This window comes from Paraburkholderia sp. CNPSo 3272 (genome assembly GCF_024206495.1).
Taxonomy (GTDB): domain Bacteria; phylum Pseudomonadota; class Gammaproteobacteria; order Burkholderiales; family Burkholderiaceae; genus Paraburkholderia.
This window is the reverse complement of sequence record NZ_JAMBPQ010000013.1, coordinates 138283-164940: the sequence shown is the minus strand read 5'-3', so window position 1 is coordinate 164940 and position 26658 is coordinate 138283. Positions and strand designations below refer to the sequence as shown.

18 protein-coding genes are annotated in these 26658 nt (G+C 61.3%); 16 read left to right on the top strand and 2 right to left on the bottom strand.

Features of this window, described 5'->3' with window-relative positions; genetic code table 11:
• The first annotated feature begins 915 nt into the window (after positions 1-915).
• Positions 916-1971 (top strand): AI-2E family transporter, encoded by a 1056-nt coding sequence (locus tag M3I53_RS18320; protein ID WP_254317296.1) that lies wholly within the window; start codon positions 916-918, stop codon positions 1969-1971.
• Between the two features lie 116 nt (positions 1972-2087).
• Here M3I53_RS18320 and M3I53_RS18315 read toward each other — a convergent pair whose 3' ends face one another.
• Positions 2088-2885: a TetR/AcrR family transcriptional regulator gene (locus M3I53_RS18315; RefSeq protein ID WP_254317295.1), complete on the bottom strand. Its 798-nt coding sequence runs from the start codon at positions 2883-2885 to the stop codon at positions 2088-2090.
• A gap of 429 nt (positions 2886-3314) precedes the next feature.
• Here M3I53_RS18315 and M3I53_RS18310 point away from each other — a divergent pair, with 429 nt between their 5' ends.
• From M3I53_RS18310 to M3I53_RS18285, 6 genes are all read left to right on the top strand, one after another.
• Positions 3315-4484: an efflux RND transporter periplasmic adaptor subunit gene (locus M3I53_RS18310; RefSeq protein ID WP_254317323.1), complete on the top strand. Its 1170-nt coding sequence runs from the start codon at positions 3315-3317 to the stop codon at positions 4482-4484.
• Positions 4481-7654, top strand: a complete 3174-nt coding sequence (locus M3I53_RS18305) for an efflux RND transporter permease subunit (RefSeq protein ID WP_254317294.1) — start codon at positions 4481-4483, stop codon at positions 7652-7654. The genes M3I53_RS18310 and M3I53_RS18305 overlap by 4 nt, the downstream gene beginning before the upstream one ends.
• A gap of 2 nt (positions 7655-7656) precedes the next feature.
• Positions 7657-9129: an efflux transporter outer membrane subunit gene (locus tag M3I53_RS18300; RefSeq protein ID WP_254317293.1), complete on the top strand. Its 1473-nt coding sequence runs from the start codon at positions 7657-7659 to the stop codon at positions 9127-9129.
• 173 nt (positions 9130-9302) lie between these two features.
• Complete coding sequence (locus M3I53_RS18295) at positions 9303-10688, top strand: PqiA/YebS family transporter subunit (protein ID WP_254317292.1); 1386 nt, start codon at positions 9303-9305, stop codon at positions 10686-10688.
• 8 nt (positions 10689-10696) lie between these two features.
• The gene (locus M3I53_RS18290) at positions 10697-12292 is read left to right on the top strand and encodes an intermembrane transport protein PqiB (protein ID WP_254317291.1); all 1596 of its coding nucleotides are present in this window, start codon (positions 10697-10699) and stop codon (positions 12290-12292) included.
• A complete protein-coding gene (locus tag M3I53_RS18285) occupies positions 12289-13029 on the top strand; it encodes a membrane integrity-associated transporter subunit PqiC (RefSeq protein WP_254317290.1) in 741 nt (246 codons plus the stop codon). Before M3I53_RS18290 ends, M3I53_RS18285 begins: the two co-directional genes overlap by 4 nt.
• A gap of 65 nt (positions 13030-13094) precedes the next feature.
• On the opposite strand, the gene M3I53_RS18280 is transcribed toward M3I53_RS18285, so the two are convergent.
• Positions 13095-13850, bottom strand: coding sequence for a TetR/AcrR family transcriptional regulator (locus M3I53_RS18280; protein ID WP_254317289.1), 756 nt, complete (start codon positions 13848-13850; stop codon positions 13095-13097).
• A 332-nt stretch (positions 13851-14182) separates the two neighbouring features.
• Here M3I53_RS18280 and M3I53_RS18275 point away from each other — a divergent pair, with 332 nt between their 5' ends.
• The 9 genes from M3I53_RS18275 (at position 14183) to M3I53_RS18235 (ending at position 25699) form a co-directional block, all read left to right on the top strand.
• Positions 14183-15253, top strand: a complete 1071-nt coding sequence (locus tag M3I53_RS18275) for a VOC family protein (RefSeq protein WP_254317288.1) — start codon at positions 14183-14185, stop codon at positions 15251-15253.
• Positions 15254-15286: 33 nt separating this feature from the next.
• The gene (locus M3I53_RS18270) at positions 15287-16243 is read left to right on the top strand and encodes a fumarylacetoacetate hydrolase family protein (RefSeq protein ID WP_254317287.1); all 957 of its coding nucleotides are present in this window, start codon (positions 15287-15289) and stop codon (positions 16241-16243) included.
• Positions 16240-18228, top strand: a complete 1989-nt coding sequence (locus tag M3I53_RS18265; protein WP_254317286.1) for an acyl-CoA synthetase — start codon at positions 16240-16242, stop codon at positions 18226-18228. Before M3I53_RS18270 ends, M3I53_RS18265 begins: the two co-directional genes overlap by 4 nt.
• 289 nt (positions 18229-18517) lie before the next feature.
• A complete protein-coding gene (locus M3I53_RS18260; protein ID WP_254317322.1) occupies positions 18518-19222 on the top strand; it encodes an OmpW family protein in 705 nt (234 codons plus the stop codon).
• 76 nt (positions 19223-19298) lie between these two features.
• The gene (locus M3I53_RS18255; RefSeq protein ID WP_254317285.1) at positions 19299-19697 is read left to right on the top strand and encodes a hypothetical protein; all 399 of its coding nucleotides are present in this window, start codon (positions 19299-19301) and stop codon (positions 19695-19697) included.
• Positions 19698-19788: 91 nt separating this feature from the next.
• Positions 19789-22767, top strand: a complete 2979-nt coding sequence (locus M3I53_RS18250; protein WP_254317284.1) for a molybdopterin-dependent oxidoreductase — start codon at positions 19789-19791, stop codon at positions 22765-22767.
• 10 nt (positions 22768-22777) lie between these two features.
• Positions 22778-23641 carry a 4Fe-4S dicluster domain-containing protein gene (locus tag M3I53_RS18245; RefSeq protein ID WP_254317283.1) on the top strand — a complete coding sequence of 288 codons (864 nt, stop codon included), beginning with the start codon at positions 22778-22780 and terminating at the stop codon, positions 23639-23641.
• Positions 23642-23927: 286 nt separating this feature from the next.
• Positions 23928-24566: a TetR/AcrR family transcriptional regulator gene (locus M3I53_RS18240; protein ID WP_254317282.1), complete on the top strand. Its 639-nt coding sequence runs from the start codon at positions 23928-23930 to the stop codon at positions 24564-24566.
• A 233-nt stretch (positions 24567-24799) separates the two neighbouring features.
• A complete protein-coding gene (locus M3I53_RS18235; protein WP_254317281.1) occupies positions 24800-25699 on the top strand; it encodes a LysR family transcriptional regulator in 900 nt (299 codons plus the stop codon).
• Positions 25700-26658: the final 959 nt, after the last annotated feature.

The following is a 26658-nucleotide window of genomic DNA, read 5'->3' as shown; positions in this document are numbered from 1 at the left end:
TTCATGGTGCCGGCGTCGGTGGATCACAAATGCCGCTGCTATGGTGGCCTCTGCGAGACGGCTCGGGAGCCCCGCGGCCCTGGTTGAGCCGATCATGCCGATGCCGCGCGGCGGTAAAACTACGAATGGAAAGCGGTCGTCAGGTATTCCACGGACGGTACTGAACTGAGTAAGCCGGTTTCACTGATGACGCTGGCCGGCAAGCGGTTCCATATGGGAGAGAGCGCGTGTGCTGCGCACGGTCGCGCAAATCGTGGAAGAAGGGAGGTCGATACTGTTATTGACTAATTTACCAATTGTGATGATAATATCATGTATACGAAGCGCAAGCGCCTCGATCTTTCCCGATGCGGGTGCGCGCAAATCTGTGGTGACCACAGCAGGGTGCAAGCGGCGTATCCAGACTCAGCCCATTTTGCGACAGTGACAGGAAACGGAAAGCGCTGCTTTTGCTTACCGGTCTTGCTGCTTCCGCAACGGCGGTAAACACGGTAGCCGATGGTAAGACCGAAGAGGAGTCGCTTGGCGTGCTTGCTGGTGCCGCCACTCTTTTTCGCGCCGGTGCCCCGTCCTGCTTCGATTGCCTGATGACGATGCGGCGCCGCGCTGTCGACCCGATAACGGGCAGAAGCATGGGCGGAGGCGCCGTCGCGAGTCAAAACCAGCAAGTGCGGCTTCGGCTCCCGTAAGCGCATAACGAATGCCCCCACTGCAGGGGAACATTCGCTGGCGTTTGGCTTTCGGTACCGGCGGATCTGCCGGCCTGCGACCGCGGATCGTTGCAGTGCTCCGCCCGGTCGCCGTGCATGATCCTATGTCCATGGTTGGCAGGAATATCGGCGATGCGCGAATACGAACCATGACCGGCGCCACTCGCGTGCCGAACAGATGATTTAACGCCGCAAGGGTGTACCTATGACTGCCTACCATCGCCAATCATTGTTCTGGGGAGCCGTTGCCCTGTCGGCTGGCGTTCTGTTATGGAGCCTGCGCCCCGTCCTGACGCCGTTTCTGCTCGGTGCCATGATCGCGTACGTATTGCAACCGGGCGTGGAGTGGCTGGTACGTCATCGCGCACCCCGCGGTCTTGCCGCGTTTGTCATGATTTCCGTGTTCGCGTTGCTTGTCATGCTGCTCATTTTGCTTGTATTCGTGATCATCCAGAGGGAAGGGCCCGAACTGGCAAAACAGGTGCCTTCATTGGCATCCAAACTCGACGCTGCGCTGCAACCCCGACTGGCTTTCCTGGGAATCAACTACTCGCTCGATCTGGCGAATGTCCGCGACGTATTGACGGCGCGACTGATGTCAGGCGAGCACGGCGCTGTTCTCGCTGCATGGCAGTACGTGCGTACGAGCGGCAATGTGATGATGAACCTCGTGAGCAATGTGGTGCTAGTGCCGCTCGTCCTTTTCTATCTGCTCTACGACCGGCACGAGGCGCTGGAGCGCATGGAGAGTTTTGTGCCGCGGCGCTGGCTCAGAAGAACTCGGCACTTTGTTGCGGAAATCGACCACATGCTGGCGCAGTACCTCCATGGGCAACTGCTCGTCGTCGTGATACTTGCGGTGTATTACCCCACGGCTCTGGCGATCGCCGGACTGGACGTCGCGCTGCCTGTCGGCCTTCTCACCGCACTTGCCGTGTTCGTCCCCTATATTGGATTCTCGACCGCGCTGGCTCTTGCGCTTCTCGCTGCGTTTCTGCAATTCGGGAACTGGTACGCTTTCGCAGCGGTGGTCGCCGTATACGGAATCGGACAGATCATCGAGAGTGTCTTTCTGACACCCAGGCTCGTTGGCGAGCGCATCGGCCTGCATCCGCTGGCGGTCATTTTCTCATTGCTGGCGTTTGGGCAACTGTTCGGTTTCTTCGGCGTGCTGCTTGCGCTGCCTGTGAGTGCCGTCTTTGCTTCCGCGTTGCGAGAGCTACGGCGGGGCTATCTTGAAAGCACACTGTACCGGGATTGATCGTTTGAGATCAGCGGTCGCTGCGCAGCGTACCGGCAGGCGGCGGATGATGCTCGATCGTCTGCCGGCGCTTGCCGTCGCTGAAGCGTTAGCTTTCCTAAAGCATTGTTGAAGCGTTAAAGGCGGTATTTCCGTGCCTGGCGTCGTTCCGCCGTTTCGCTTGAAACGCTCGCCGCTAGAGGGGCCGCAGGGAAGGGGCGATGAGCAATCCTTTCGGCTTCGGTGCGTTTAAGGCCGAACGCCTGCAACACGATGGCCGCCGTGCTGTCGGCGAACTTTTCGTGCCTGGATCGAAAGGTATTTCGTGCGCGAACCGCCCGCTTTGAAGATCCAGGGAGGTGAAGCTCAGCAGCTACTGCAGCGACGACAGTACCAATCACGGAAAACACGCACATCAGTTCGTCCGCAACCATGAAGCGTCGCTCCGAAATCCCTCTCTTTGTGTCCCGCAGTAGCCGCTGACCCAGCCCCCTGGTCAGTACCCGCGTGGATAGCCCTTCGCGTATCAGCAATTGACCCCAAACCGGCTCCCGGTAGGCACGCAAAAGCGTATGACGTACCGACACTGCGATCGCCTCGGCCGGGTCGGACAACCCGGTTGCGAGACGATCAAGCGTAGTCGCGAAATCCTCGAATAACCATTCGACGAGCGCGGCGAAGATCCCTTCCTTTGACTCGAAGTGGTTATAGAAGGACCCAAATCCCACGTCGGCGGCGTTCGTAATCTCGGTGATCGTGACGCTTTCCATTCCCTTTTCCGTCACCAGCGCAAACGCGGCATCGAGCAAACGAAGCCGCGTTTCGAGCTTACGTCGGGCCACGCGCGGCGATCGCGTTGCGGTGGACTCGCGGCCGGCCACTGGCGCCTTCGTCTGTTGCCGACGACTCGTGCGGGAAATCGGGACGTTGGGCATATCAGCTCCTGGAACCATATATTGTCAGAGTGTAGATTTAATTGTCATGGTTGACAATAGCATCAGTAATGGGTTTAATGTCATCCGTGCGGCGGTGGACCGGAAAACAGTCGGGACCGACGGGAAACGAAGGCGTCTCCGAGATGCTGGTAGATGCCTGGCGCCAAAGTCCGCGGGCGCCGCGCAGAGAAGCGCGCATGCATCAGCGAATGCGCCTGTCAGATGGTGCCGAGCCGCTTCGAGACGCATGTGGCGATCAGCTGCGATGCCCTGTCAACAAAGCTCGGGCCGCCGGTCCGTGGGGTCGTCGAAGAGGATCCGTTCCGCATCAATGGCTTCGTTTTCGCGCTACGGGCAACGCGCGCTTCTTGCAGGCGCGACTAGCCATCGGCGCGGATGACTTTTCTACCTGTATTCATCACCTGCCTTGTGAACATCGTGAAACAACCCGGTCTTGTCGCGCTGAAACGAGTGCGCTCCCTCCTACCTTCCTTCTTTCCGTCGACGCACAAGTTGACTGTCGTCGTTGCGGCGTGCAGCGCCATCGCTCTTTGTGCATGCCACCAGACTGACGCAGTCGCCCCGGAGGCCAAGCCCGTCGTTGCGCTTGCGGTTCATCCCGATGGGCACGCCGAGAGCAACTCGCTGCCGGCACAGGTACAGGCGCGCTATTCGACGCCTCTGTCGTTCCGGGTGGGAGGCAAGGTCATCGAGCGGCGAGTGCATATCGGCGATACGGTCAAGGCGGGACAGGTGGTTGCGTTGCTCGACCCGACGGATTTGCAGAACAACCTCGTCAATGCGCGCGCCCAACTCGACGCCGCCGAGCATCGCCTCGTTTTTGCCAGGCAGCAGCTCGACCGCGATCAGGCTCAGGCGCGTGCGAACCTGATTGCTCCCGCACAACTGGAGCAGACTGAGGATGCCTACGCTTCGGCGCTTGCGCAGCGCACTTCCGCGCTCGCCCAGATGGCGCTCGCGACGGATCACCTGCGCTACGCGACGCTGACCGCGGACCACGACGGCGTCATCACGTCGGAGGATGCGGATACCGGCCAGAACGTTCAGGCAACCCAGGCTGTGTATCACCTCGACTGGACCGGCGACGTCGATATCGCTTGCGATGCGCCCGAAAGAACGCTGAACGCTCTCGCGGTCGGCAGCAACGCGCGCGTTACGTTGCCCGCGCTGCCTGGCAAGACTTTCGAAGCGCGGGTGCGCGAGGTTTCGGCGGCGGCCGATCAGCAAAGCCGCACGTGGCGTGTGAAGCTCACGCTGACCGCACCGAGTCCCGAAGTGCGTCTTGGCATGACCGCGAATGTCGCATTCAGCGAGGCGGACGATGCCGCCCAGGTCTTCACGCTGCCGGTGACCGCGCTCTTCCACAAGGGTGAGAATCCGGCCGTGTGGGTGGTGCGTAAAGGCAGCGACACGCTAGAGTTGCGCCCGGTCACGATCGAGCGGTACGACGAACGCACTGTCTCGTTCAGTTCGGGACTGCACGATGGCGACCGAGTCATCCTGCAGGGCGTGCATGCAGTGAGTTCGGGAGAGCACGTGCAGGTGGTGCCTCCGCTGCATCCGGAGGGCTCGGTATGAACGCGCGCGACGACAAAGACGCGCTCGAACGCGCGCCGGCGAATGCTTCCGGGGAGGAACGCGCCAGCGGTACGGGCTTTAACCTCTCTGCATGGGCGCTGCGGCACCAGCAGCTCGTGATTTTTCTGATCGGGCTGGCCACGCTTTTCGGGGTGATCGGCTATACCCATCTTGCGCAATCGGAAGACCCGCCGTTCACGTTCCGGACGATGGTCATCAAGACGTACTGGCCGGGCGCGACGGCCCGCGAAGTGCAGGATCAGATCACGGACCGGATTGGCCGCCAGTTGCAGGCGGCACCGTATGTGGACAACATCAAGAGCTACTCGCGCCCCGGCGAGTCGATGATCTTCTTCGCGATGAAGGACTCGGCGCCCGTCAAGGAGGTGCCCGAGACCTGGTACCAGGTCCGCAAGAAGGTGGGCGATATCGCGGCGACGCTGCCGAGGGGAACGGTCGGGCCCTTCTTCAATGATGAGTTCGGTGACGTCTACACGAACATCTACGCGCTCGAAGGCGACGGCTTCACGCCCGCGCAACTGCACGACTATGCGGACCAGCTGCGCACGGTTCTGCTACGCGTGCCGGGCGTCGCCAAGGTCGATTACTTCGGCGACCCTGACCAGCATATCTTCGTCGAGATTTCGAATGCGCAGCTCACGCGTCTTTCGATCACGCCGCAGCAACTCGCCCAGGCAATCGATGCACAGAACGCCGTTGCGCCCGTCGGCACCATCACGACGGCGGACGACCGCGTATTCGTGCGGCCGAGCGGCGCGTTCAAGGACGAACGCTCGCTTGCGGACACCCTGATCACCGTCAACAAACGCTCGTTCCGTCTCGGTGACATTGCAACCATCAGGCGCGGCTATGACGATCCGCCCGTCACACAGATGCGCGTGGGAGGCCAGGCGGTGCTCGGCATCGGCGTGACGATGCAAAAGGGCGGCGACGTCATCGACCTCGGCAAGGCGCTCGACGCGAAGACGGCCGAACTGCAGGCAACGCTGCCGGCAGGGCTGAAGCTCGCGCCGGTTTCGAGCATGCCGCACGCGGTCAAGCACTCCGTGGACGAGTTCGTGCGTTCGGTCGGAGAAGCCGTGGCGATCGTGCTGGTCGTGAGCCTCGTTTCGCTCGGTCTGCGCACTGGCATGGTGGTTGTGATCACGATCCCGATCGTGCTTGCCGTGACCGCGCTGTGTATGCATATCTTCGGTATCGGGCTGGACAAGGTTTCCCTCGGTACGCTCGTGCTTGCGCTGGGCCTGCTCGTCGACGACGCGATCATTGCCGTCGAAATGATGGCGGTGAAGCTCGAGCAGGGCTGGAGCCGCATGCGCGCGGCAGCATTTGCCTATTCGAGTACCGCGTTTCCGATGCTGACCGGAACCCTCGTGACGGTCTCGGGCTTTTTGCCCATCGCGCTGGCGAAATCCAGCACGGGCGAGTACACGCGTTCGATCTTCGAGGTGTCGGCCATCGCGCTGATCGTTTCGTGGTTCGCGGCGGTCGTGCTGGTGCCGCTGCTTGGCTTTTATATGCTGCCCGAGCGCAAGGTTCACGCTGGCGAGGGACACGATCATGAGCACGCTGTGTACAACACGGGCTTCTACCGACGCCTGTCGGGCTGGGTCACGTGGTGCATCGAGCGGCGCTGGGTCGTGCTCGGCGTCACCTGCGGCCTGTTCGCGCTCGCCATGGTTGCGTTCACGCGCGTGCCGCAGCAGTTCTTCCCGAACTCCGAGCGTCCCGAACTGCTGGTCGACCTCCGGCTGCCGGAAGGCGCCTCGTTCGAGGCGACGCTGCGTGAATCGAAGCGCCTCGAGAAGGTCCTCGATGGCAAGGCCGGAATCGACCACTATGTCGACTTCGTCGGCACGGGCGCGCCGCGCTTTTACCTGCCGCTCGACCAGCAGCTGCAGCAGCCCAACTTCGCGCAGTTCGTGATCACGGCCAAAGACGTCGAAACACGCGAAGAACTGATGCACTGGCTCGACGGGAAACTGGAGAAGGACTTTTCCGGTGCCCGCACACGTGTTGCACGCCTCGAAAACGGTCCGCCCGTGGGCTTTCCGATCAAGTTCCGCGTGAGCGGTGACGATATCGCGACGGTGCGATCGATCGCGGAAACGGTCGCAGAGAAGGTGCGTGCCGACCCGCGCACGCGCAACGTGCAGTTCGACTGGGACGAGCCGGCCGAACGTTCGATCTCGTTCGAGATCGACCAGAACCGCGCGCGCCAGCTTGGCGTCACATCAGAGGACGTTTCCAGCTTCCTCGCCATGACGCTGTCCGGCTACACCGTCACGCAGTACCGCGAGCGCGACAAGCTGATCAACGTCGATCTGCGTGCGCCGAAGAGCGAGCGCGTCGACCCCGCAAAGCTCACGAGCCTTGCGATTCCGACACCGAGCGGCCCGGTTCCACTCGGCTCGCTCGGCCATGTGCGCGACACGCTCGAGTACGGCGTGATCTGGGAGCGTGACCGCCAGCCGACCATCACCGTGCAGGCCGATGTGCGCGGCGACGCGCAGGGCATCGACGTGACGCACGGCATCGAGAACGCACTCACGGCGGTGCGCGCGAAGCTGCCTGTGGGCTACCGGATCGAGGTTGGCGGCGCAGTCGAGGAGAGCGTGAAGGGCCAGACGTCGATCAACGCGGAAATGCCGTTGATGATCATTGCGGTGCTGACGCTGCTGATGATCCAGCTGAAGAATTTCGCGCGCACCTTCATCGTCGTGCTCACCGCACCGTTGGGCCTGATCGGCGTGGTGACGGCGCTCCTGCTTTTCGGCAAGCCCTTCGGCTTCGTCGCGTTGCTGGGCGTGATCGCGATGTTCGGCATCATCATGCGCAACTCCGTGATTCTGGTGGACCAGATCGATCAGGACATTGCGGCGGGGCACGCGCGCTTTGACGCCATCATCGGTGCAACGGTGCGACGTTTCAGACCGATCATGCTGACGGCCGCCGCCGCCGTGCTCGCGCTGATTCCGTTGCTGCGCTCGGGCTTCTTCGGGCCTATGGCGACTGCGCTGATGGGCGGCATCACCGTCGCCACATTGTTGACGGTGTTCTTTCTGCCGGCTCTCTACGCGACCTGCTTCAGGGTCCGTAGTGACGAACGCGGCGAGCAACACGTCGTCGTCGAGCATACGGAGGGTTAATCATGAGTTTTCCTTACAAGACATCCGTGGCTGCCGCGGCTGTGGCGCTCACCGTGACGGCGTGCTCGTTCGGGCCGAGCGGCGAGGCGCCGGCCATGCCGTCGCCCGAGCATTACGGTGCCGAGACGCAGCCGGCGAAGACGGTGGCAGCGGGTGGCGTCGCGCAGACCTTCGATGTCGGCGCCATGCCCGGACCGCAATGGTGGCAGCTCTACCACTGCGCCGCGCTGGACGCACTTGTGGACGAAGGACTGCACAACAGCCCGACGCTTGCGGCGACGCAGCGTACGCTCGCTGCGGCGCAGGAGCAACTGCGCGCGCAGATCGGCTCATCGACGCTGCCGTCGATCGACGGCGCCGCGCAGGTCCAGCGCGCCCGTTCACCGGTGGCGCCCCAGCTTGGCCTGCCCGAGCAGGTGCAATACAACTTCTTTGCCGGGCAGTTGCAAGCGCATTACACGTTCGACCTGTTCGGCCAGACGCGCTATGCGAATTCCGCTAGCGCGGCCCGTGTGAATGTGCAGGCATTCGAACTGGAAGCGTCGCGCCGTGCGCTCGCTGCAAACATCGTGGCTGCCACGATCAATGTGGCGGCACTCGATCGCGAGATTGCGCTCACCGAGCGGCTCGTTGCCGTATCGAACGATGCGGCGAACGAGGACGAGCAGCGCTACGCGCTGGGCGCAGTATCGCGCGTCCAGGCGCTCGAGTCGAAACAGGACGCGGCTTCCATCGCGGCGACGTTGCCCGGGTTGCGTCAGCAACGCGCGACGGCGATTCATGCACTGGCGGTGCTGATCGGCCGTACACCGGACAACGCCCCGAGCGTGCCGGATCTGGACAGCCTGTCGTTGCCAGAGCACGTGCCCGTCGCCGTGCCTTCGGACCTGTTGCGCTCGCGCCCGGACATCCAGGCTGCCGACGCCGCCGTCAAGGCGGCCGCCGCCGATGTGGGCGAGGCAACGGCGCAACTTTTCCCGAGCCTGTCGCTGACGGGCGCGATGAGTCGCGGCGGCTTCAGCTGGCCGATGATGCTCTCGGGCGCGGGCGGTCTTTGGGCTATCGGCGCAAGCCTCTCGCAGCCGATCTTCCATGGCGGCGCGCTGTTCGCGCAACGCCGTGCTTCGATCGATACGTATGACGCCACCGTGCTGCATTACAAGTCCACTGTGCTTTCGGCGTTTCAGGACGTAGCGAATTCGCTCGCCGCGCTGGATAACGACGCACAGACCCTCGCGTCGAGCGAAGTCGCCGCCGACGCCGCGCGCACGGCATTCGAGGACACGGCGTCGCGCCATCGCCTGGGTTCGCTGCCTTCGGCGGCAACGCACGCGAGCGAGTCGCGGTATCTGAACGCCGAGATCGGCGCAGTGCGCGCATCGGGCCAGCGCATGAGCGATACAGCCGCCCTGTTCCAGGCGATGGGGGAACTGCCCTCGGCTCAGACTCAGCAGACGACCGCATCAACGCATTGACCCAGGCGATCGTGAAACGCGAGGGCGATCCGCCAGGACCGCCCCCGCCGTTCAGCAGTGTCTCGAGCGCCGCGATGGCCGTTGGCCACATCAATTGACCGGCCGCCGCGCCGGCCGCGTGATTCGGCCGTTGCGCCAGTGCGAATGCCCCCGGATTTCCGCTTTATCTCCGTATGGAATATCAGAGATTAATTACCTGCCACGAATGTGATCTGCTGTTTCGCAAGCCTTCCAGTGTCAAGGGGAGCCGCGCAGCCTGTTCGCGCTGCGGTGCGGGCATGACAGCGCTACCGGGTAGCGGATGGCCGCTTGACTGGATTTGCGCTGTGACGCTCGCCGCATTGATCGTTTTCTGCATCGCACAGAGTTTCCCTGTGATCGAGCTACGCGCGAACGGCATGACATCCGAGGCGACGCTGTTTGGCGCGGTGCGCTCGCTTTGGGCCGGCAACATGCGCGTCGTCGCGACCATGGTGTTCTGCTCGGCGGTACTCTTCCCGTTGATCGAACTGCTCGCATTGCTATATGTGCTGGTGCCGCTCCAGCTAGGCAAACTGCCACCCCGATTCAACGCGATGGTGCGTCTTGTGCAGCTCGTTCGGCCGTGGGGAATGATCGAGGTGTTCATGCTCGGTGTGCTGGTGACTATCGTGAAAATGGTCAGCATCGCCGAAGTGATCCCGGGACCGGGATTGTTCGCCACGGGTGCGCTGACTGTCATGCTGGGCCTTGTTGCTTCATTTGACCCGAGCAGGCTCTGGGCGGTCCGTGACGAAATCAGGTGTTCTCGAATTGCGGACGTTCGCTGGTCGAGAGTAAGTACAGGACGAGGGCGTTTCACACGGCCATTGGGGGCGCGCAAAACCGGCTCACCGCGCGCCATCACGGCACAACGCGCCGGCCTTGTGGGCTGTCACGCGTGCGCACTCGTCCAGGCACGTATCGAAGGAGAGGCCCACCAGCGCTGCTCCCGATGCCAGCATGTGCTGCACGAACGCAGGCCGGACAGCCTGAGGCGAACGGCCAGTCTGCTTCTCGCCGCCGCGTTTGCCTATATCCCGGCGAACCTGCTGCCGATCATGCACGCCTCATCCGTGGGCGGTTCGGAGGACGACACGATCCTTGGCGGCGTCGCGTATTTCTGGACTTCGGGAGACTGGCCCCTTGCTGTCGTCGTTTTTGTCGCCAGCGTTCTCGTGCCGGTTCTCAAGCTCGTTGTTCTCACGCTTCTCACGGTAGCCGCTTCTCACGGTTCGGGATGGCGCGCTCGTGAAAGAGCAATCCTGTACCGGCTCGTCGAGCGCATTGGCCGATGGTCGATGCTCGACGTCTTCGTCGTTGCGCTGACGGTCACACTCGTGCATTTCGGCTCGCTTGCCGTCATCACTGCGGGACCGGCCGCTCTCGCTTTCGGAGCGGTTGTGATCCTGACCATGCTCGCATCGCATCAATTCGATCCGCGGCTCATCTGGGACAACGTGGGCGCGGGGACGCGTGACGCTCCAACTGCGTACGATGAAGTTCCGGCTGCTTCTCTCGCCACCAACCGCATTTCCTGAAACAGACGATGCATCTTTCCAATCTATCCCCTCCTGAACTCAAGCCGCGCAAACGTTGGCTGCCATCCCTCATCTGGTTAGTACCGCTAATCTGTGCATTGATCGGGGTTGCCCTGGTGGTCAAATCCGTTGCAGAAAAGGGACCCGTCGTGACAGTCACCTTCAATAACGCGGAGGGCATTGAGGCAGGCAAGACGAAGGTAAAGTACAAGGACGTTGAAATCGGTGTCGTGCAAGCCATTGCACTGTCCGCCGATTTGCGCCGCGTCGTCGTGAATATCCAGTTGAGCAAGGACGCAGAGAAGTTTGCGACGCAAGGCACGCGATTCTGGGTGGTGCGCCCGCGCATTGGCGCCAACGGTATCTCCGGCCTTGGCACGTTGCTCTCCGGTGCGTACATCGGCGTGGACATCGGGCGCTCGACCGAGAGGCGAACCGCGTTCCTCGGTCTTGAAAGCCCGCCCATTGTCACCACGGGACAGCCGGGGCACCAGTACACGCTGCGAGGTGAGTCACTGGGCTCGATCGATATCGGCGCCCCCATCTTCTACCATCGCATCCAGGCGGGTCAGGTGATTGGCTACTCCCTCGATCCTCACGGCGCCGGCGTCATCGTGAACGTCTTCGTGAATGCGCCGTACGACCAGTACGTCGGCAGCAATACGCGGTGGTGGAATGCAAGCGGCGTCGATCTGCGTCTCGATTCCAACGGGCTGAAGCTCAATACGCAATCACTCGCGACTGTCGTCGTGGGAGGGCTGGCGTTCCAGTCTCCGGCCGGGCAGGACGCTGGCCGACCGGCAGCAGACAGGGCGGAGTTCAGACTCGCCGCGGACGAATCGGACGCCATGCGCGAGCCCGACGGCCAGCCGCTCAATGTCGTCATGCGTTTCAATCAGTCTTTGCGTGGACTGTCTGTTGGCGCACCTGTCGACCTTCGCGGGATTGCGCTGGGGCAGGTGACCGAGATTGGTATCGAGTACGACGAAAAGCAGAAGAGCTTCAGCATGAAGGTGTTGATGGCGCTTTACCCTGACCGGCTCAGCCGGCGCTCCAGCGAGGCGCTGCCGGCGCCGGACACGCCCGGCGGTCACGAGATGCTGCAGCATCTCGTGACGGAAGGGCTGCGCGGCCAATTGCGGACTGGCAACCTCCTGACGGGACAGTTGTATGTCGCGCTCGACATGTTCCCGAAGGCGCCGCGCGCGAGTGTCGACGTGCACAGCAACCCGATCGAACTGCCGACCGTGCCGAATACGCTCGACGAGCTCCAGGTGCAGGTGGCGGACATCGCAAGGAAACTGAACCAGGTGCCTTTCGACCGGATCGGCGCCAACCTCGACGGTGCACTGGAGAACGCCAGCAAGCTGTTCGGGCATATGGACACCGAGGTCGTGCCGCAAGCCCGCGACACGCTCGCTGCCGCACAAAAGACCTTCGCGACCGCGGAATCGACGCTGCGGCAGACGGCGCCGATGCAGTCCGACGTTCAGGACGCCATGCAGCAACTCACGCGCACGCTGCAGTCGCTCAATGCGCTCTCCGAATACCTGGAGCGCCATCCGCAGGCGCTGCTGTTCGGCAAAAAAGGAGACCAGCAATGATCGCAACGCAAACCCGCTCGTCCCGCACCATGGTGAGGACACTCGTCTCTGTCGTTGGGTTGGCCCTTCTGACGGCGTGCGCAACGCCCGTGACGCGCTTTTATACGCTCGAAACCGACGCCGGGCCGGCCATCGCAAAGAATACGACAAGCCCCGCTTTGCGGATCGATGTACGCCCAGTGAACGTGCCGGCCGCCGTCGCCAGGAGTCAGCTTGTGGTGCAGATCAACCCGGCCCAGGTGCAGGTGCTCGAAGACGATCGCTGGTCGTCGGCCCTTCCGGACGAGATTCGCGATGCAATTGCTACTCGCGTGAGCCGGCAGGCCGGCGCGTCCGCTGCCAACGCGGTTGGCCGTGGTGAGGAGGTTCCCGTCTATCAGGTCGGCGTCGACGTTCAGCGCTTTGAATCGTGGCCGGGGTCCCACGTACTCGTTGATGTCGTATGGAGTGTAAGCAGGTCTGCGGGCCTGGAGACGCTGAGTTGCCACAGCGTAGTGAGCGAGCCAGTGTCTGGCGGCTATCAGGCGATCGTCGACGGGCATCGTCATGCGATCAACGCGATCGCTGATCAGATAGGCGAGGTCGTGCGGGAGTTCGCTGGGACCGCGGCGGATCGGCCGTTTAGACCTTCGGGCGCGTCCAGCAGAACGGGGATGACGACGCTGTCCTGCCCGCAATTTTTAGACGGCGCGCAAACCGCGGTCGAGGGGGCGGCGGCTCCGCGCTCTGGGGTATAAATTCGCGGCGTGCCGCCAGTCGGGACGGGCCGGTTGCCAGACCGGCTCCCCACGACCGGCCGAACTCAAGCTGCCTCGTCGGCTTCCTCGACGATGGGCAGTGGACGCGCGGCAATCTTTTCCGCCTCCGCCCGTTTCAGGCCGAGCATTTGCAGCAACATGGCTGCCGTGCGCTCGGGAAAGTGCTCGCCGCTGAAACCGAGTTGCTTGAGCAAACCCGCGGCGCTTGCGCCCGGCACGACATAGTTCAGTTCGGCCGCGATGGCAGAGAGCACTGTGCCACCCACTGCAAGATAGCCAATAAACGGGTCGGCGACGACGAATCGCTTTGCAGCGATGCCGTTTCGAATGTCGCGCAGGAGCCGCTGGCCGAGCCCACGGCTCAGCGCACGCTCAGAAAACCCTTCACGTATCAGAAAGCGTCCCCACACGGGGTTGTGCCGCGCACGCAGGACCGTGTGGCGAACCGAGACGGCCACCACTTCGGCCGGGTCGGTAAGGCCCCCCGCGAGGCGATCGAGCACGTTCGCAAACTCTTCGAACACGTTGTCGACGAGCGTCGCGTAGATCGCCTCCTTCGACTCGAAGTGGTTGTAGAACGAGCCAAAGCCGACGTCGGCGGCCTCTGTGATTTCATTGATCGCCACGCCTTCCATACCCTTTTCGGCCATCAGCCTGAGTGCGGCGTCGAGCAGACGTGCGCGCGTCTCGCGCTTGCGGCGCGCGCCGCGAGGCTCTTTTTCTTCGATGACGGGAGCCGGGGAGGCGGCCGCCGCCGGCGGGGAGCGCCTGGCTGCCCCGCGCTTGGTCGTGGTTGTCATGATGGATCCAGGTCTGGTCATGACCGTAGTATAGATTTGAATGTCTTTATTGACAAAACGATCAGCGATGAGTTTAATGTCACCATCGGCTGTCGAGAGCCGGTCTAACTAAAACAGACGGAGTGACTGTGGAGACAGCAATCGGAATCGGCATTGCGCCGAGCGGCCAGCATCACCTTCCCCATCCGCCCATCCGGGCGTTACGACCCGCTATCCCTCACGCGCCGGCAAATCGGCCGCCCGGTGAGCCTGCGGGCGCTCATGTGCTCCCGAGGCGCGGCGCGCCAGCGCTGCGGGCTGCATCACCGATCCAAACTGCTTGATTACACGCCATGAAACTGACTACTGCACAGCCGGCTCGTTACCCGAATCCGACGGCGAAAGCGAACGCGCTGGCCTATCTCATGTTCGATCGGCCGGACCTCGGGCAAGCTGAACGGTTTCTCAACGACTTCGGGCTGCGAACGGTAACGCGTGGCGAAGAGATGCTGCTTCTGCGCGGTACGGCCGCGTCGCACTTCTGTTATGTCGTACGCAAGGCGTCCAAAGCGCGATTTGTCGGATTTGGCCTGCAGGTCGGCAGCGAAGCCGAACTGGACGCGCTGGCCAGGGTGCCGGGCGCGTCGGAGCTGGAGCACTCTGCGCTGCCGGGCGGCGGCTACGTGGTGCGGTTGCAGGATCCGTCCGGGTTCCGTGTCGATGCGGTCTGGGGCCAGGCGCCTGCGTCCGCGTTGCCGCACCGGCTTCCGTTGCCCTTCAATTCCGTCGATGCCGCCGTTCGCGTCAACGGTACGCAGCGACCGCCCGAGGGCGCGCCTGAAATCATCAGGCTTGGGCACGTGGTGCTGGAACTCGCTGATTATCAGGAGACCTGTGCGTGGTACACGCGCCATTTTGGTTTTATCCCCAGCGATGTGCAGGTACTGCCCGATGGCTCACCGGCTGTCGCGTTCATGCGGCTCGATCTCGGAGACAGACCCGCCGACCATCACACGCTTGCGCTGGCACAGGCGTTCGCGCCGAGATACAGCCATAGCGCCTACGAGCTCGTCGATGCGGACGCGGTCGGTATGGGCCAGCGCGTCCTGCGCGCGAGCGGATGGACGCATGCGTGGGGCATCGGCCGACATATCCTCGGGAGCCAGATTTTCGACTACTGGCAGGACCCTTGGGGAGACAAGCATGAGCACTACTGCGACGGTGATCTTTTCACCAGCGACACCCCGACGGGAATCCATGGCGTCAGTCGCGAGGCGATGGCCCAGTGGGGGCCGACAATGCCGCGCAGCTTCACCAAGCCCCGATTGACGCCCGCGAACATCGCGGCGCTGATCGCAAACCTGCGCCGAAGCCCCGACGTCACGCTGGCGAGGCTACGGGCACTGTTCAAGATTTTTGCCTGACGCACCCCTTTTTCGAACCCGGAGACCGCCAAAATGGCAATTCACGTTCTGCATTATCTGCATGATGGCCGCGCCCAGTGGGGCGTAGTGGCTCAAAACGCTATCACGCCGATTCCCGGTGAGTTCAAGACGACCGCTGAGTTTGTCCATGCCAATCCGGTCGAGCGGTTAATGACGCTCAATGGCCCCACGATTCCCGAAGCGGATGTCCAGTGGCTCTCGCCTGTGACGGCCAATCAGCAGTTCATCTGCCAGGGCGCGAATTACCGCCAGCATATGATCGAATCCGGCATGGACCCGGACGTGAAGAAATTCAACATGATCTTCACGAAGGCCACGAGTTGCATCGTTGCTGCGGACTCGAAGCTGGTGAAGCCGCACGAGGTGAAATTCCTCGACTACGAGATCGAACTCGGTCTTGTGCTCAAACGCGACATCACGTCCCGCGCAACGATTACCGACGAGAACCTGCACGACTACATTGCCGGCGCCGTGATCGTGAACGACTATTCCGCGCGCGATATCCAGATTCCACAGATGCAGTTCTACAAGGGCAAGAGCTATCGCACGTTCGGCCCTGTCGGCCCGTACCTTTGCCTGCTCGAGAAGCACGACATGCCGAAGCTCAAGGAGCTCGTGCTGACGCTGACGGTCAACGGGACGGTCCGACAGAACGATTCCACTTCGGGTCTTGTCTATGGTCCGGCAGAGACATTGGCCGAGCTGTCCGGCGTTCAAGACCTGCATGCCGGTGACTTGCTCGCAACGGGTACGCCGTCTGGTTGCGCGCTGATCATTCCGTCGCCGGAAAAGCAACGCGCCGCGGCACAACTGCCCGAAGCGGAGAAATGGCGTCTTTTCCTCGCGTTGCAAGCCGAGCGACCGCAGTACCTTCAGGATGGCGATGTGGTCGAAGCACGTATCGTCAGCCAGGATGGCTCGATCGATCTTGGCACCCAGCGTAACGTCGTCGTCGCAGAGGCCGCATGAAAGGCGTCGCAAACGAGCAGGACGTCCTCGCTATCGAATCGCAGGGGCAGCAGCCGGCGGATCTACCGTCGAGCACCTACGAATTGATCTGCCGGGGCGCCGCCATTAATCCATCTGCACCCGCGCTCTCGTTCTTCGCAACCACGAACGACTACGCGACCCCAGAGCGATGGACTTACAGCGAACTGGTGCGCGACATCACGCGCACGGCAAACATGTTGTCGCGGCTGGGTGTGCAGCGAGACACGGTCGTCGCTTATGTACTGCCGAATCTGCCCGAGACGCACTTTGTGATCTGGGGCGGCGAGGCGGTCGGCGTTGTCTGCGCAATCAATCCGCTGCTCGAAAGCGACGCGATCGGCGAACTGCTCAATGCCTCAGGCGCCAGCGTGATTGTCACTTTGGCGCCGTATCCCGGCACGGACCTCTGGCCGAAAGTGCAGGCGGTCTTGCACAAGATTGCCTCGCTCGAGCATGTCGTGCTGGTCAACCTCGCCGACCACGCCCCCGGCGAACAGCGATTTGCGGCTCGAATGCTTCAGCGCGGCGAGTGCTCGAGGTTGCATGGCGAGGAGGGCGTGCGAGGCGCGGTTCCTTCGCAGATCAGCATCCACGACTTCGGCGAAGCCGTCGCACGGGAGCCGGGCATCGCGCTCTCCACCCCGCAACGCACGAACCGGCATGACGTATCGTCCTATTTCTGCACGGGCGGCACTACAGGCCTGCCAAAAATTGCGATGCGCCGGCACGGCAATGAGGTGGCCAATGCATGGAGCGCCGGAGAATTTCTCGGTGAAAGCGTTGCGCCAGGCAAGACGATCTTCTGCGGATTGCCGCTTTTCCACGTGAACGCCGTGATGGTGACGGGTCTGCTGCCGTTTTCACGCGGTGCACATGTCGTGCTGGGCACGCCGCAGGGTTATCGCGGAGATGGCGTCGTCGAACGCTTCTGGGATATCGTCGAGCATTACCGGATCAACTTTTTTAGCGGCGTGCCGACCCTCTTTGGGTCGTTGTTGGACGTTCCCATTAGCGGCCGGGATATCAGTTCGCTCGAATACGGGTTGTGCGGCGCCGCGCCGATGCCGGTGGAATTGCTGCGTGCTTTCCAGGCTCGAACCGGAATCAGGATCCTCGAGGGCTATGGCCTCACGGAGGGTACCTGCGTTAGCAGCGTCAATCCTCCGCTCGGCGAACGGCGGATCGGCTCGATCGGCCTTCGTCTGCCGGGCCAGGCCATGAAAGCCGTGATGGCCGATGAATCGGGCCGTTATGTGCGGGACTGCGTTGCGGACGAGGTTGGTCAACTGCTGATCTCCGGCCCGAACGTGTTCATCGGCTATATGCGGCCCGAGCAGAACAACGGCATCTGGATGGACCTGGCTGATGGCGGCAGATGGCTGAATACCGGCGATCTCGGACGCTGCGACGCGCAAGGTTACTTCTGGCTCACAGGCCGGAAGAAGGAACTCATTATTCGGGGCGGACACAACATCGATCCTGCAGCGATCGAAGAAGCGCTGCACCGACATCCCGCAGTGCAGATTGCTGCAGCAGTAGGGCGCCCTGATACGCACGCAGGCGAACTGCCGGTCGCCTATGTCCAGCTCAAGCCTGGCATAACGGCAAATGAAGCAGAAATGACAGCGTTCCTGCGTGACGAGATCAGCGAGCGAGCCGCGTTCCCCAAAGGCATACGGATCGTCGAAACGATGCCCCTGACGGCTGTTGGCAAGATCTTCAAACCCGCGCTTAAGCGGATCGAAACCGTAGATGCCCTGCAGTCGGCGCTCGTGGAAGCTGGTGTTCATGGGGCAACCGTCAGCATCGTTGAAGAAGCCTTGCGTGGGATTTCCGTGCACGTTGAACTTTCCGACGCTGAACTCGAACCATTGGCGACTGCCGCGCTTGGCCGCTTTCCGTTCGCGTTCTCAATCGCGGTCGCGAAGGGCTCCAGGGGCAGCGTTGACAGCAACGCAACGTAAGAGACATCGACGCAGGCGTCCACTCACTCGCGGTAATGGCACGCTTGAATCATGTCTCCGGTTTTGGGTAGGTGAAGAAGATGGACTCCGGGTAAATCAATTCATTGTATTTAGCATACCTATATAAAAGGAGATGATTTTTCGAGTCGGTCTATACATACGAGGCCGATCCAACGAGCCGGATCAATGGGCGGCTCGTTAAAGCCCTGAGCACGATAAAAAGATATTTAGCCGATGAGGCAGGAGAAGACGCGTGAGGAATTACGGGAAAAATGTTCGACCTGCCGTTATGGCGGGTTTTATCTGTTCGGCTGCGCTTGCTGGAAATGCGAATGCGCAATCGGCCGGAAGCTTTACGCTGGCGACGGGGTGGCTTTACGTAGCGCCACAGGGTCATGCCACGCCGCTTACCGTGGAAAGCGTGGGTGGTATGCCGGTCAATCAGCAATTAACGGGTAGTGGTGCGCACGCTTCGTCAACGAATACGCTCGGCATCACCACCGAATACTACGTGACCGACCACATCGGCATCGCCACCCTTTTTGGCCTGCCACTAACAGTGAATCTTGTTGGCGACGGGACGCTCTCGAAGTACGGCACCCTCGGCACGACGAGGCCGATGCCGCCCGCCATCGAGCTTCGATACCACCTGTTCGAGGCTCAGTCGAAATTTCGTCCTTTCGTCGGATTGGGCGTGAACTACACGTGGTTCACCCAGGTTCGCGCAACCAACAACCAGTTCATCACCGATAGTGTCGGTCCTGGCGGATCGATACATGCGACCCTCAGTGCGTCGTGGAACCCCGTGTTCGAGGTCGGGGCAAGCTACGCGTTCTCCAAACACTGGTCGGTCGGAGCGTCAGTTGGCTACATGCCTATCCAGACGCACATGACCATATACGGACAGACCGCAAACGGAACGCAGATCGTTTCGAAGTCGACGCTCCGAATCGAGCCCATTAACGTATTTTTTAATGTCGGCTACACATTCTAGCGATTACGACCCGCGTTCCCAGACATCGATCGAGGCGGCGGGTCGTGCCGCCAACGCATCAATCGCGAGATTTTCCATGCTCATCGAAGACATCGAATACGTTATTTTCCGCCACCCGGATCTGGATCTGCAACAGGGCGGCGACTCGCTTTATCTGCGCAGCTATGGGGACGCGCCTTTCTCCTACGTCTCGACGCAAGGCAAGGCGGCGTTTGCAGGTGTCGGGTTCCGCGTGAACTCGCGCGAGGCGCTCGATACGTTGGCGACCCGCTTTGGGCTCGGCCGTGACCGATTGCCCGCATCCTGGCGGAGGCCTGTACACGGTGGGGGCCGATCCCGCCGGCTTCCACATGGAGCATTACGTGGACGGCGACCTCGTCAACAGCAACTTGCCGACCCTGAGCTATCCGTTCGGCCGAGAAACGTTGCTGCAATGGGGCCCGGCTTTCCCGGGTCTTTAAATCACCAGACATGATCGCGCCCACCTGAGCGGCTTGCCCGTTCAGGGAGCCGGTCCGCAATTCCATGATGCTTGCACCTGCGAAGCCTTCCCATTGGATCAAAAAGTGAAACGACAGATCCTCAAGACCATTCTCTTTGCCATGCCCAAGGTCCTCGACCTGACAGCGCGCCGCTTCCCTGCCTATCGCGATCGGCTAAAGCAGCGCGATCTCGTCGCGTGGATCGGGCTCATGGATCAAAGCATCGGCCGCGTCATCAAGCTCAAGAACGGCCGCATCCGGTCGTGTGCCGGCAGGCATCCGCAACCCGACGTGCGCATGCTCTTCAAGGATGTGGCAACCGCCCTGAAATTTCTCTCCGCCACTCCGGACTACCTGGAGATCATTCACGCAGCGAAAAATTTCAAGGTGGTTACTGAAGGCGACGATGAGTTACTGGTGTGGTTCATGCAAACGCTGAGCATGATGCAAACCATCAGCCTGCCGATGGGTACGCGCATGCACGACGGCACGCAGCGCTACACCACGTGCACCAACGGCGGCCCGTTATTCGTGTACGTGAAAAATGGACGCATCATTCGCGTGACGCCTGTCGATCTCGACAGCAAGGATGCTCCGAGTTGGGAGATCGAAGCGCGCGGACGCCGGTTTAGCCCGCCCCGGCGCGGCCTCGTTGCGCCGCACGCATTGGCGATCAAGTCGCTCGTCTATTCGGACAAGCGCATCCTTCACCCGATGAAGCGGGTCGATTTCGATCCTGATGGCGAACGCAACCCGCAGAACCGCGGCAAGTCCGGCTATGTGCGGATCAGTTGGGACGAGGCCTTGGACATCGTCGCGAAAGAGATCAACCGGCAAAAACGTGTTCACGGACCGGGCTCCATCACGTTCCCCATGTCGTCGCACCATCAGTGGGGCAACATCGGCTACTACCTGAGCGCGCTCACGCGTTTCGCCAACCTGATCGGCTTCACACGGGTGGCCGCGAATCCGGACAGCTGGGAAGGCTGGTATTGGGGCGCCATGCATCACTTCGGCAACTCGATGCGCGTTGGCGTGCCCTCCGGCTATGGCGGCATCGAGGATTGCCTTAAGGAAGCCGAAATGATCGTTTTCTGGTCTAGCGACCCCGAAAGCACGAATGGCGCCTACGCCGGATTCGAAGGGACGCCGCGGCGTCTATGGGCCAAGGAACTGGGAATCGAGTTCGTCCATATCGATCCGCACTGCAATCCGACCGCCCAGTTGCTGGGCGGGCGATGGATTCCGGTTCGACCGCAAACGGACGCGGCCCTCGCCACCGCCATCATGTATGTGTGGCTGACGGAAGGCCTGTACGACAAGGATTACGTCGCTAATCGGACGACCGGATTCGACGAATGGCAGGCCTACCTGACGGGCGAGACGGATGGCGTGCCCAAAACGCCCGAATGGCAGGAGCTGGAAACTGGCGTGCCGGCGAAAGACGTTCGCGCCCTCGCGCGGCGGTGGGGAACGAGGAAGGTATATCTCGCCGTCGGAATGACAGGCGCCGGATTCGGTGGCGCTGGACGCGGTGCGACGGGCGCGCAATGGGCGCGTTGCATGATCATGATGATGGCGATGCAAGGCTGGGGCAAGCCGGGTGTGAATTTTGGCTGCCTCGAAATCGGTGTTCCGCACGATCTGAATTTCTACTTTCCGGGCTACGCGGACGGTGGGATGTCTGGCGACCTCGCGTGGACCGCGAACGCCGTGAACAACTATCAACGTATGCCGCACATCCTGACCATGAATCCGGTCAAGCAGATGGTCCCGCGGCAGCAGTTGCCCGATGCCATCATCAACGGCCACGCGACAGGCTACCTCTGGGACGGCATGTCCCAGGAAGCGCAGTTCGCGCCGTTCAGTTACCCGATGCCCGGTTATTCGCCGATCCGCATGATCTATCGCTATGGCGGCTCTGCCTTCAGCACCGTCACGAAATCGGGGCGCTGGGCCGACGCCTACCGACACCCGAGCATCGAGTTCGTGGTTAACCAGTCGATCTGGATGGAGGGCGAGGCGCAGTTCGCCGACATCATTCTGCCTGCATGCACATCGCTGGAGCGGTGGGACATCGGCGAATGGTCGAATTCCGGTGGCTATGCGCATCACGGCTTCAACACGGTCAACCACCGTATGATTACGCTGCAGCACAAATGCATCGAACCTTTGGGCGAGTCCCGCTCCGACTATGACATCTTCACCGCTATTCTGACCCGACTGGGACTTGGCAGTGTGTTCACCGAGGGCTGCGGTGAGCTGGACTGGGTCAAGCGCGTATTCAGCTCGTCGGATTTGCCGGATCACATTTCGTGGCGTGAGTTCTGCCGTAATGGCTACTTCGTTGTGCCGACCGAAAAAGCGGAACTGCGACATCCCGTGGATATGCGCTGGTTCGCGGAAGGCCGGCGCAAGGATCTACAGGAACCGCATCCGATGCCGTCGCAATATGCCGAGAAATTCGGCATGGGCCTGCAAACGCCTAGTGGCAAGCTCGAGTTCGTACCCGAGTTGCTAAAGCGGCACACGGCGGACAACCCGGAGCGGCCGCCGCTGAACCGATACATCCCGTCCTGGGAGGGCTTGCGCTCTCCACTGGTACAGCGGTATCCACTGCAACTGATCGCCACTCATAGCCGTTACAGTTTCCACACCCATTGCGACGGCAAGAACTCGTCGGTCAACAGCATCGAAGATCATCGTGCGTTGATCGGCGGACATCGCTTCTGGCTGCTGAGACTCGGTCCCGTCGACGCGGCGGCCCGAGGCATTGCCCATCGCGATCTCGTCAAGGTGTACAACGACCGGGGCGCAGTGATCTGCGCGGCTGATGTGTCGCCTCTGGTCACCGCCGGAGTAGTCAAGTCGTACGAGGCGAGTGCTGAGTACCAGTTGATAGAAATAGACGGCGAGTGCGTCGAAATTGGCGGCTGCATGAACTTGCTGACTCCGGATCGGCCCCAGACGGCGGGTACAAGCAGCATGAGTCCGAATTCGTGTCTTGTGCAGGTGGAAAAGTGGAAAGGCGCGGACGCTTTCATGATCCGTCGCGCAGCGTGAGGAGCGCACGATGAGCAAGTGGAATCTGGTTATCAAGGTCGGGCAATGCGAGAACTGCCAGAACTGCGTCATCGCTGCACGGGATGAGCACGTTGGCAATGACTTTCCTGGGTATGCCGCGCCCGCCGCGGCGAATGCCGAGAGTCCCATTCGCATCCTGCGCCGCGTGCAGGGCGAGTCCCACATGGTCGAAACGACGTACTTGCCGGTGATGTGCAATCACTGCGACGACGCACCCTGCATGCGCGTCGGAGGCGATGCGATCCGCAAGCGATCCGACGGCATCGTCATCATTGACCCGGACAAGGCGCGAGGGCGCAAAGACATCGTCAAGTCCTGTCCATACAAGGCGATAGTCTGGAACGAAGAACTGCAACTGCCGCAAACGTGGTTTTTTGACGCTCATCTGCTCGACCAGGGTTGGCAGCATCCGCGCTGCGAGCAGGCTTGCCCCACTGGCGTCTTCGAGGCCGTCAAGCTCGATGATGCCGCCATGGCCGAAAAAGCCCAGCGTGAAGGGCTCGAGGTTTTGCGGCCCGATCTCGAAACAAAACCGCGCGTGTGGTATGGCGGCTTGAAACGCTGGAAAAGCTGCTTCATAGGCGGAAGCGTCAGCGCCAAGGTCGGGAGCGTCGTTGAATGCGTCGCTGGTGCAGCGATTGTCCTGTACGTGGGCGACCAGTGCGTTGCAGAAACCGTCACGGACGTATTCGGGGATTTTCGGTTCGGTGGTCTCGCTAAAGATAGTGGCATGTACCGGATCGAGATTCGTCATGCTCTGGGGAATGCATCGCGCGAGTGCAAGGTCGGCGAAAGTGTGTACCTGGGTGAAATCAGCCTCGCGCTGTCGCACAGCGCGGTCGAGGCCAACTGATGCCGCCCATCTCGCGCCAGCTGGCGGACCGCAGGTGCGGCCGCTGGCTTGAGCCGGTGGGGAGAACGGGTCGCAATCGCAGTAGGCATGGCTGTGTGTATCAATCGAGCCGGCCTCGCTCGCGCCCTCAATTTACATATTGACTAAATGATCAGTTATGAGTGTAATGTCGCATATCCGTTGGAGAGCATGAACCGGTTTCAGCGGGGTCATCGAGAAACAGCGATTTCACAGGTTCGCCTTTGCGCAGGCGAGCGCGGACCGTGAGATAGCCTCAAACCACGCCATGAAGCCCCAACGCTTGAGCCACGCGCGCAGAAAAGAGCTGACCCGGGAGCGCCTGTACGTCGCCGCAAGGACCATGTTCCTTGAGAAGGGTTTTGCTGCGACGAGCGTGGAGGACATCTGCGAGACCGCCGGGTACTCAAGGGGCGCGTTCTACTCCAATTTCACGAGCAAACAGGACTTGCTGACGGAGCTGTTGCGGCGCGATGCCGATGAGGCGCAGGCGAATCTGCGGGCGATCCTCGAAGATGGCACCACGCCTGAGCAAGCCACGGCACGCGCGATTGCTCATTTCGCCCGCTCTTACCGTGACCTCGAATGTTTTCCGCTTTGGGTCGAGGCGTACCTTCTTGCGCGCCGCGACAGCGCCTTTCAGGAGCGGCTTCATGCGTTGCGACGCGCGAAGCTATTACAGGTCAGCGCCTATATTCGAACGCACCTGAAGGAAAGCGACAACGCATTGCCACTACATGCGGACGCGCTCGCGCTAGGCCTCGTGAGCCTGTGCGATGGCATGCAGCTCTTCAGTCTGGGTTATCCGCAAAGTGCAGCCGACCAGCTGATCCAGACAGTGCTGGAGGAATTTGCATCGTCCGTACTGTATCGGCCGCCAATGGAAAAAAGCACCGCCGACGCCTAGTGCAGAAATGCCGAAAATATTCAATTCGCTGACAAGTCCAGACGGGCTGCGATTGGACCTTGCAGAGGAATACGCGTGATGAATCTTGCGGCCGAAGTATGGAGTATGCCCGTCGCAAGCCTTGGCGGACACTCCACCGCGAAAGAGACTGCCGTGGACGATTTATCTCTTCAACGATGGCGGGGACCGCCCCCGACTGGGACCGTGAAGGTGGTTGCTGGAAAAAGTAGATCATGGAATATATAGAAAGCTTGCGTCTCTTCCGCACGATCGTCGAAGTGAGAAACTTCCGACGCGCGGGCGAAATGATGGCCCTGTCACCATCCGTTGTTTCACGCTCAATAGCATCACTGGAAGAGCGTCTGGGAACGCGACTGTTTCACCGTTCGACACGGCAGTTTTCGCTCACGGAAGCCGCAGAGCACTTTTACGAGGGTTGCTGTCGCGTTCTCGACGATCTCGACTGCCTGGAAGCGTGCGCTGCAGGTCACGGACGACTACCCGCGGGCGTATTACGCGTGGTCGCGCACACTACCGCTGCGTTGACATGGCTTGCGCCATTGATTGCATCTTTCAAACGCAAACATCCAAATGTCAGTCTCGATATCACGTTGACCGAGCGGTCTGTCGACCTGACGGCCGACGGGTACGATCTGGGCATCGTGCTACCGTTCATGTTGACGACGGATCTTGCCGTGACGCGTCTTCTTCAGCGGTTGCCGCTGGTCATCGTCACAACGCAGGCGTACCTGGGCAGACGTCCGCCGCCGCGGCATCCTGCCGACCTGGCTGATCATGTGTTCGTCACGGTGCCGCCCTCGATGCACAAGCCAACCCTGAGTTTTCGAATGGATCAGGAAAACGTCGCGGTGCCAATCACATACGAGATCGCCTCGAATAACCCAATATTCAATCGCGACATCATTCTCGAGGGATTCGGTGTGGGCCTGCTTCCTTTTGCGCTTGTGGAGCAGGACATCAAGGCGGGTCGACTCGTACGTCTGCTGGAAGACTTCGAGATCATTGACTCGGCGGCGGAAGTCCGACTGGCCTATATCGGGCGCGCGCTGTTACCCGCAAAGGTCAGAGCATTCATCGACCATACCGCAGAGTTTTTCGAGCAGGGCATGTAGGCTCCCCGCCGCTCGAGGACGACTGACGTCGCATTGTCCGTACATTCTGCCGGGACGGAACATGCTGGAGCCCCGGGAAGACCGACGAAATCCACGGCCTCCTGATTTCCGCAGTCAGTTAGCGCTGCTGCAGTGTGATCTTCTGAACCAACGCGTTACGTTGACAAGAAAGCTTTCGCCGGACCTGCCCGTGGTTCCAGGCGACCGCATCCAGCTAACGCAAGTCATCACCAACCTGGTCGTGAATGGCATCCAGGCGATGGACTGTATCGAGGATCGGCCCCGCGAACTGTCGATAGAGGCGGAAAAACGCCTCAGGCAGGTCCAGTGCGAGGCACTACATGCCCGCCAACGATCGGCAGCTTTCGACCGGCAAACGGCTGTAATCCCGGCAGCAGCGCCTGGGCGTCGCCGCCCACCACGAGGAGGCCGTCGGGGCGACTTGCGAACGCGTTGGCAAGCGTCTTCAGCCGCAGGTCGGGCTGTCCCTCCGAGTTGAATCGAGCTCTCATTTTATATTGACTAAATAATCAGAAATGAGTGTAATTAACAAAAATGCGGCGATCCGAGCAGATGTTGATTTAATGAGAAACCGCCCCCACAGGCGCGCGCCTTCGTTCCGGCGAACGCGGAACGCGGCACCAGGTAAGCGCTACGTATGGATCGCGACTGTTTGACACTAACGTTAGGCCTCGAAATCATCATCCGGCTCCGGATCTGACAGCACATATTGACGTGGCACTCAGGCGGGCCAGTGTCAGCTCAACCTGCAGCGAAGTGGATTGGCATGGGTGACTGTGACTTTCAACCCTGGCGCCACGGATCACGGTTCCTCCGCCGAAAGCTCGCGCACAGCAACTGCCGTCGAAAATACGGTGTTCGCTGCCACTGCACGGGCGGCCGCGACTCTCCTGGATCCTCGATTAGTGCGGCGCGGGCTCATCCGTCGTCACCGTCAC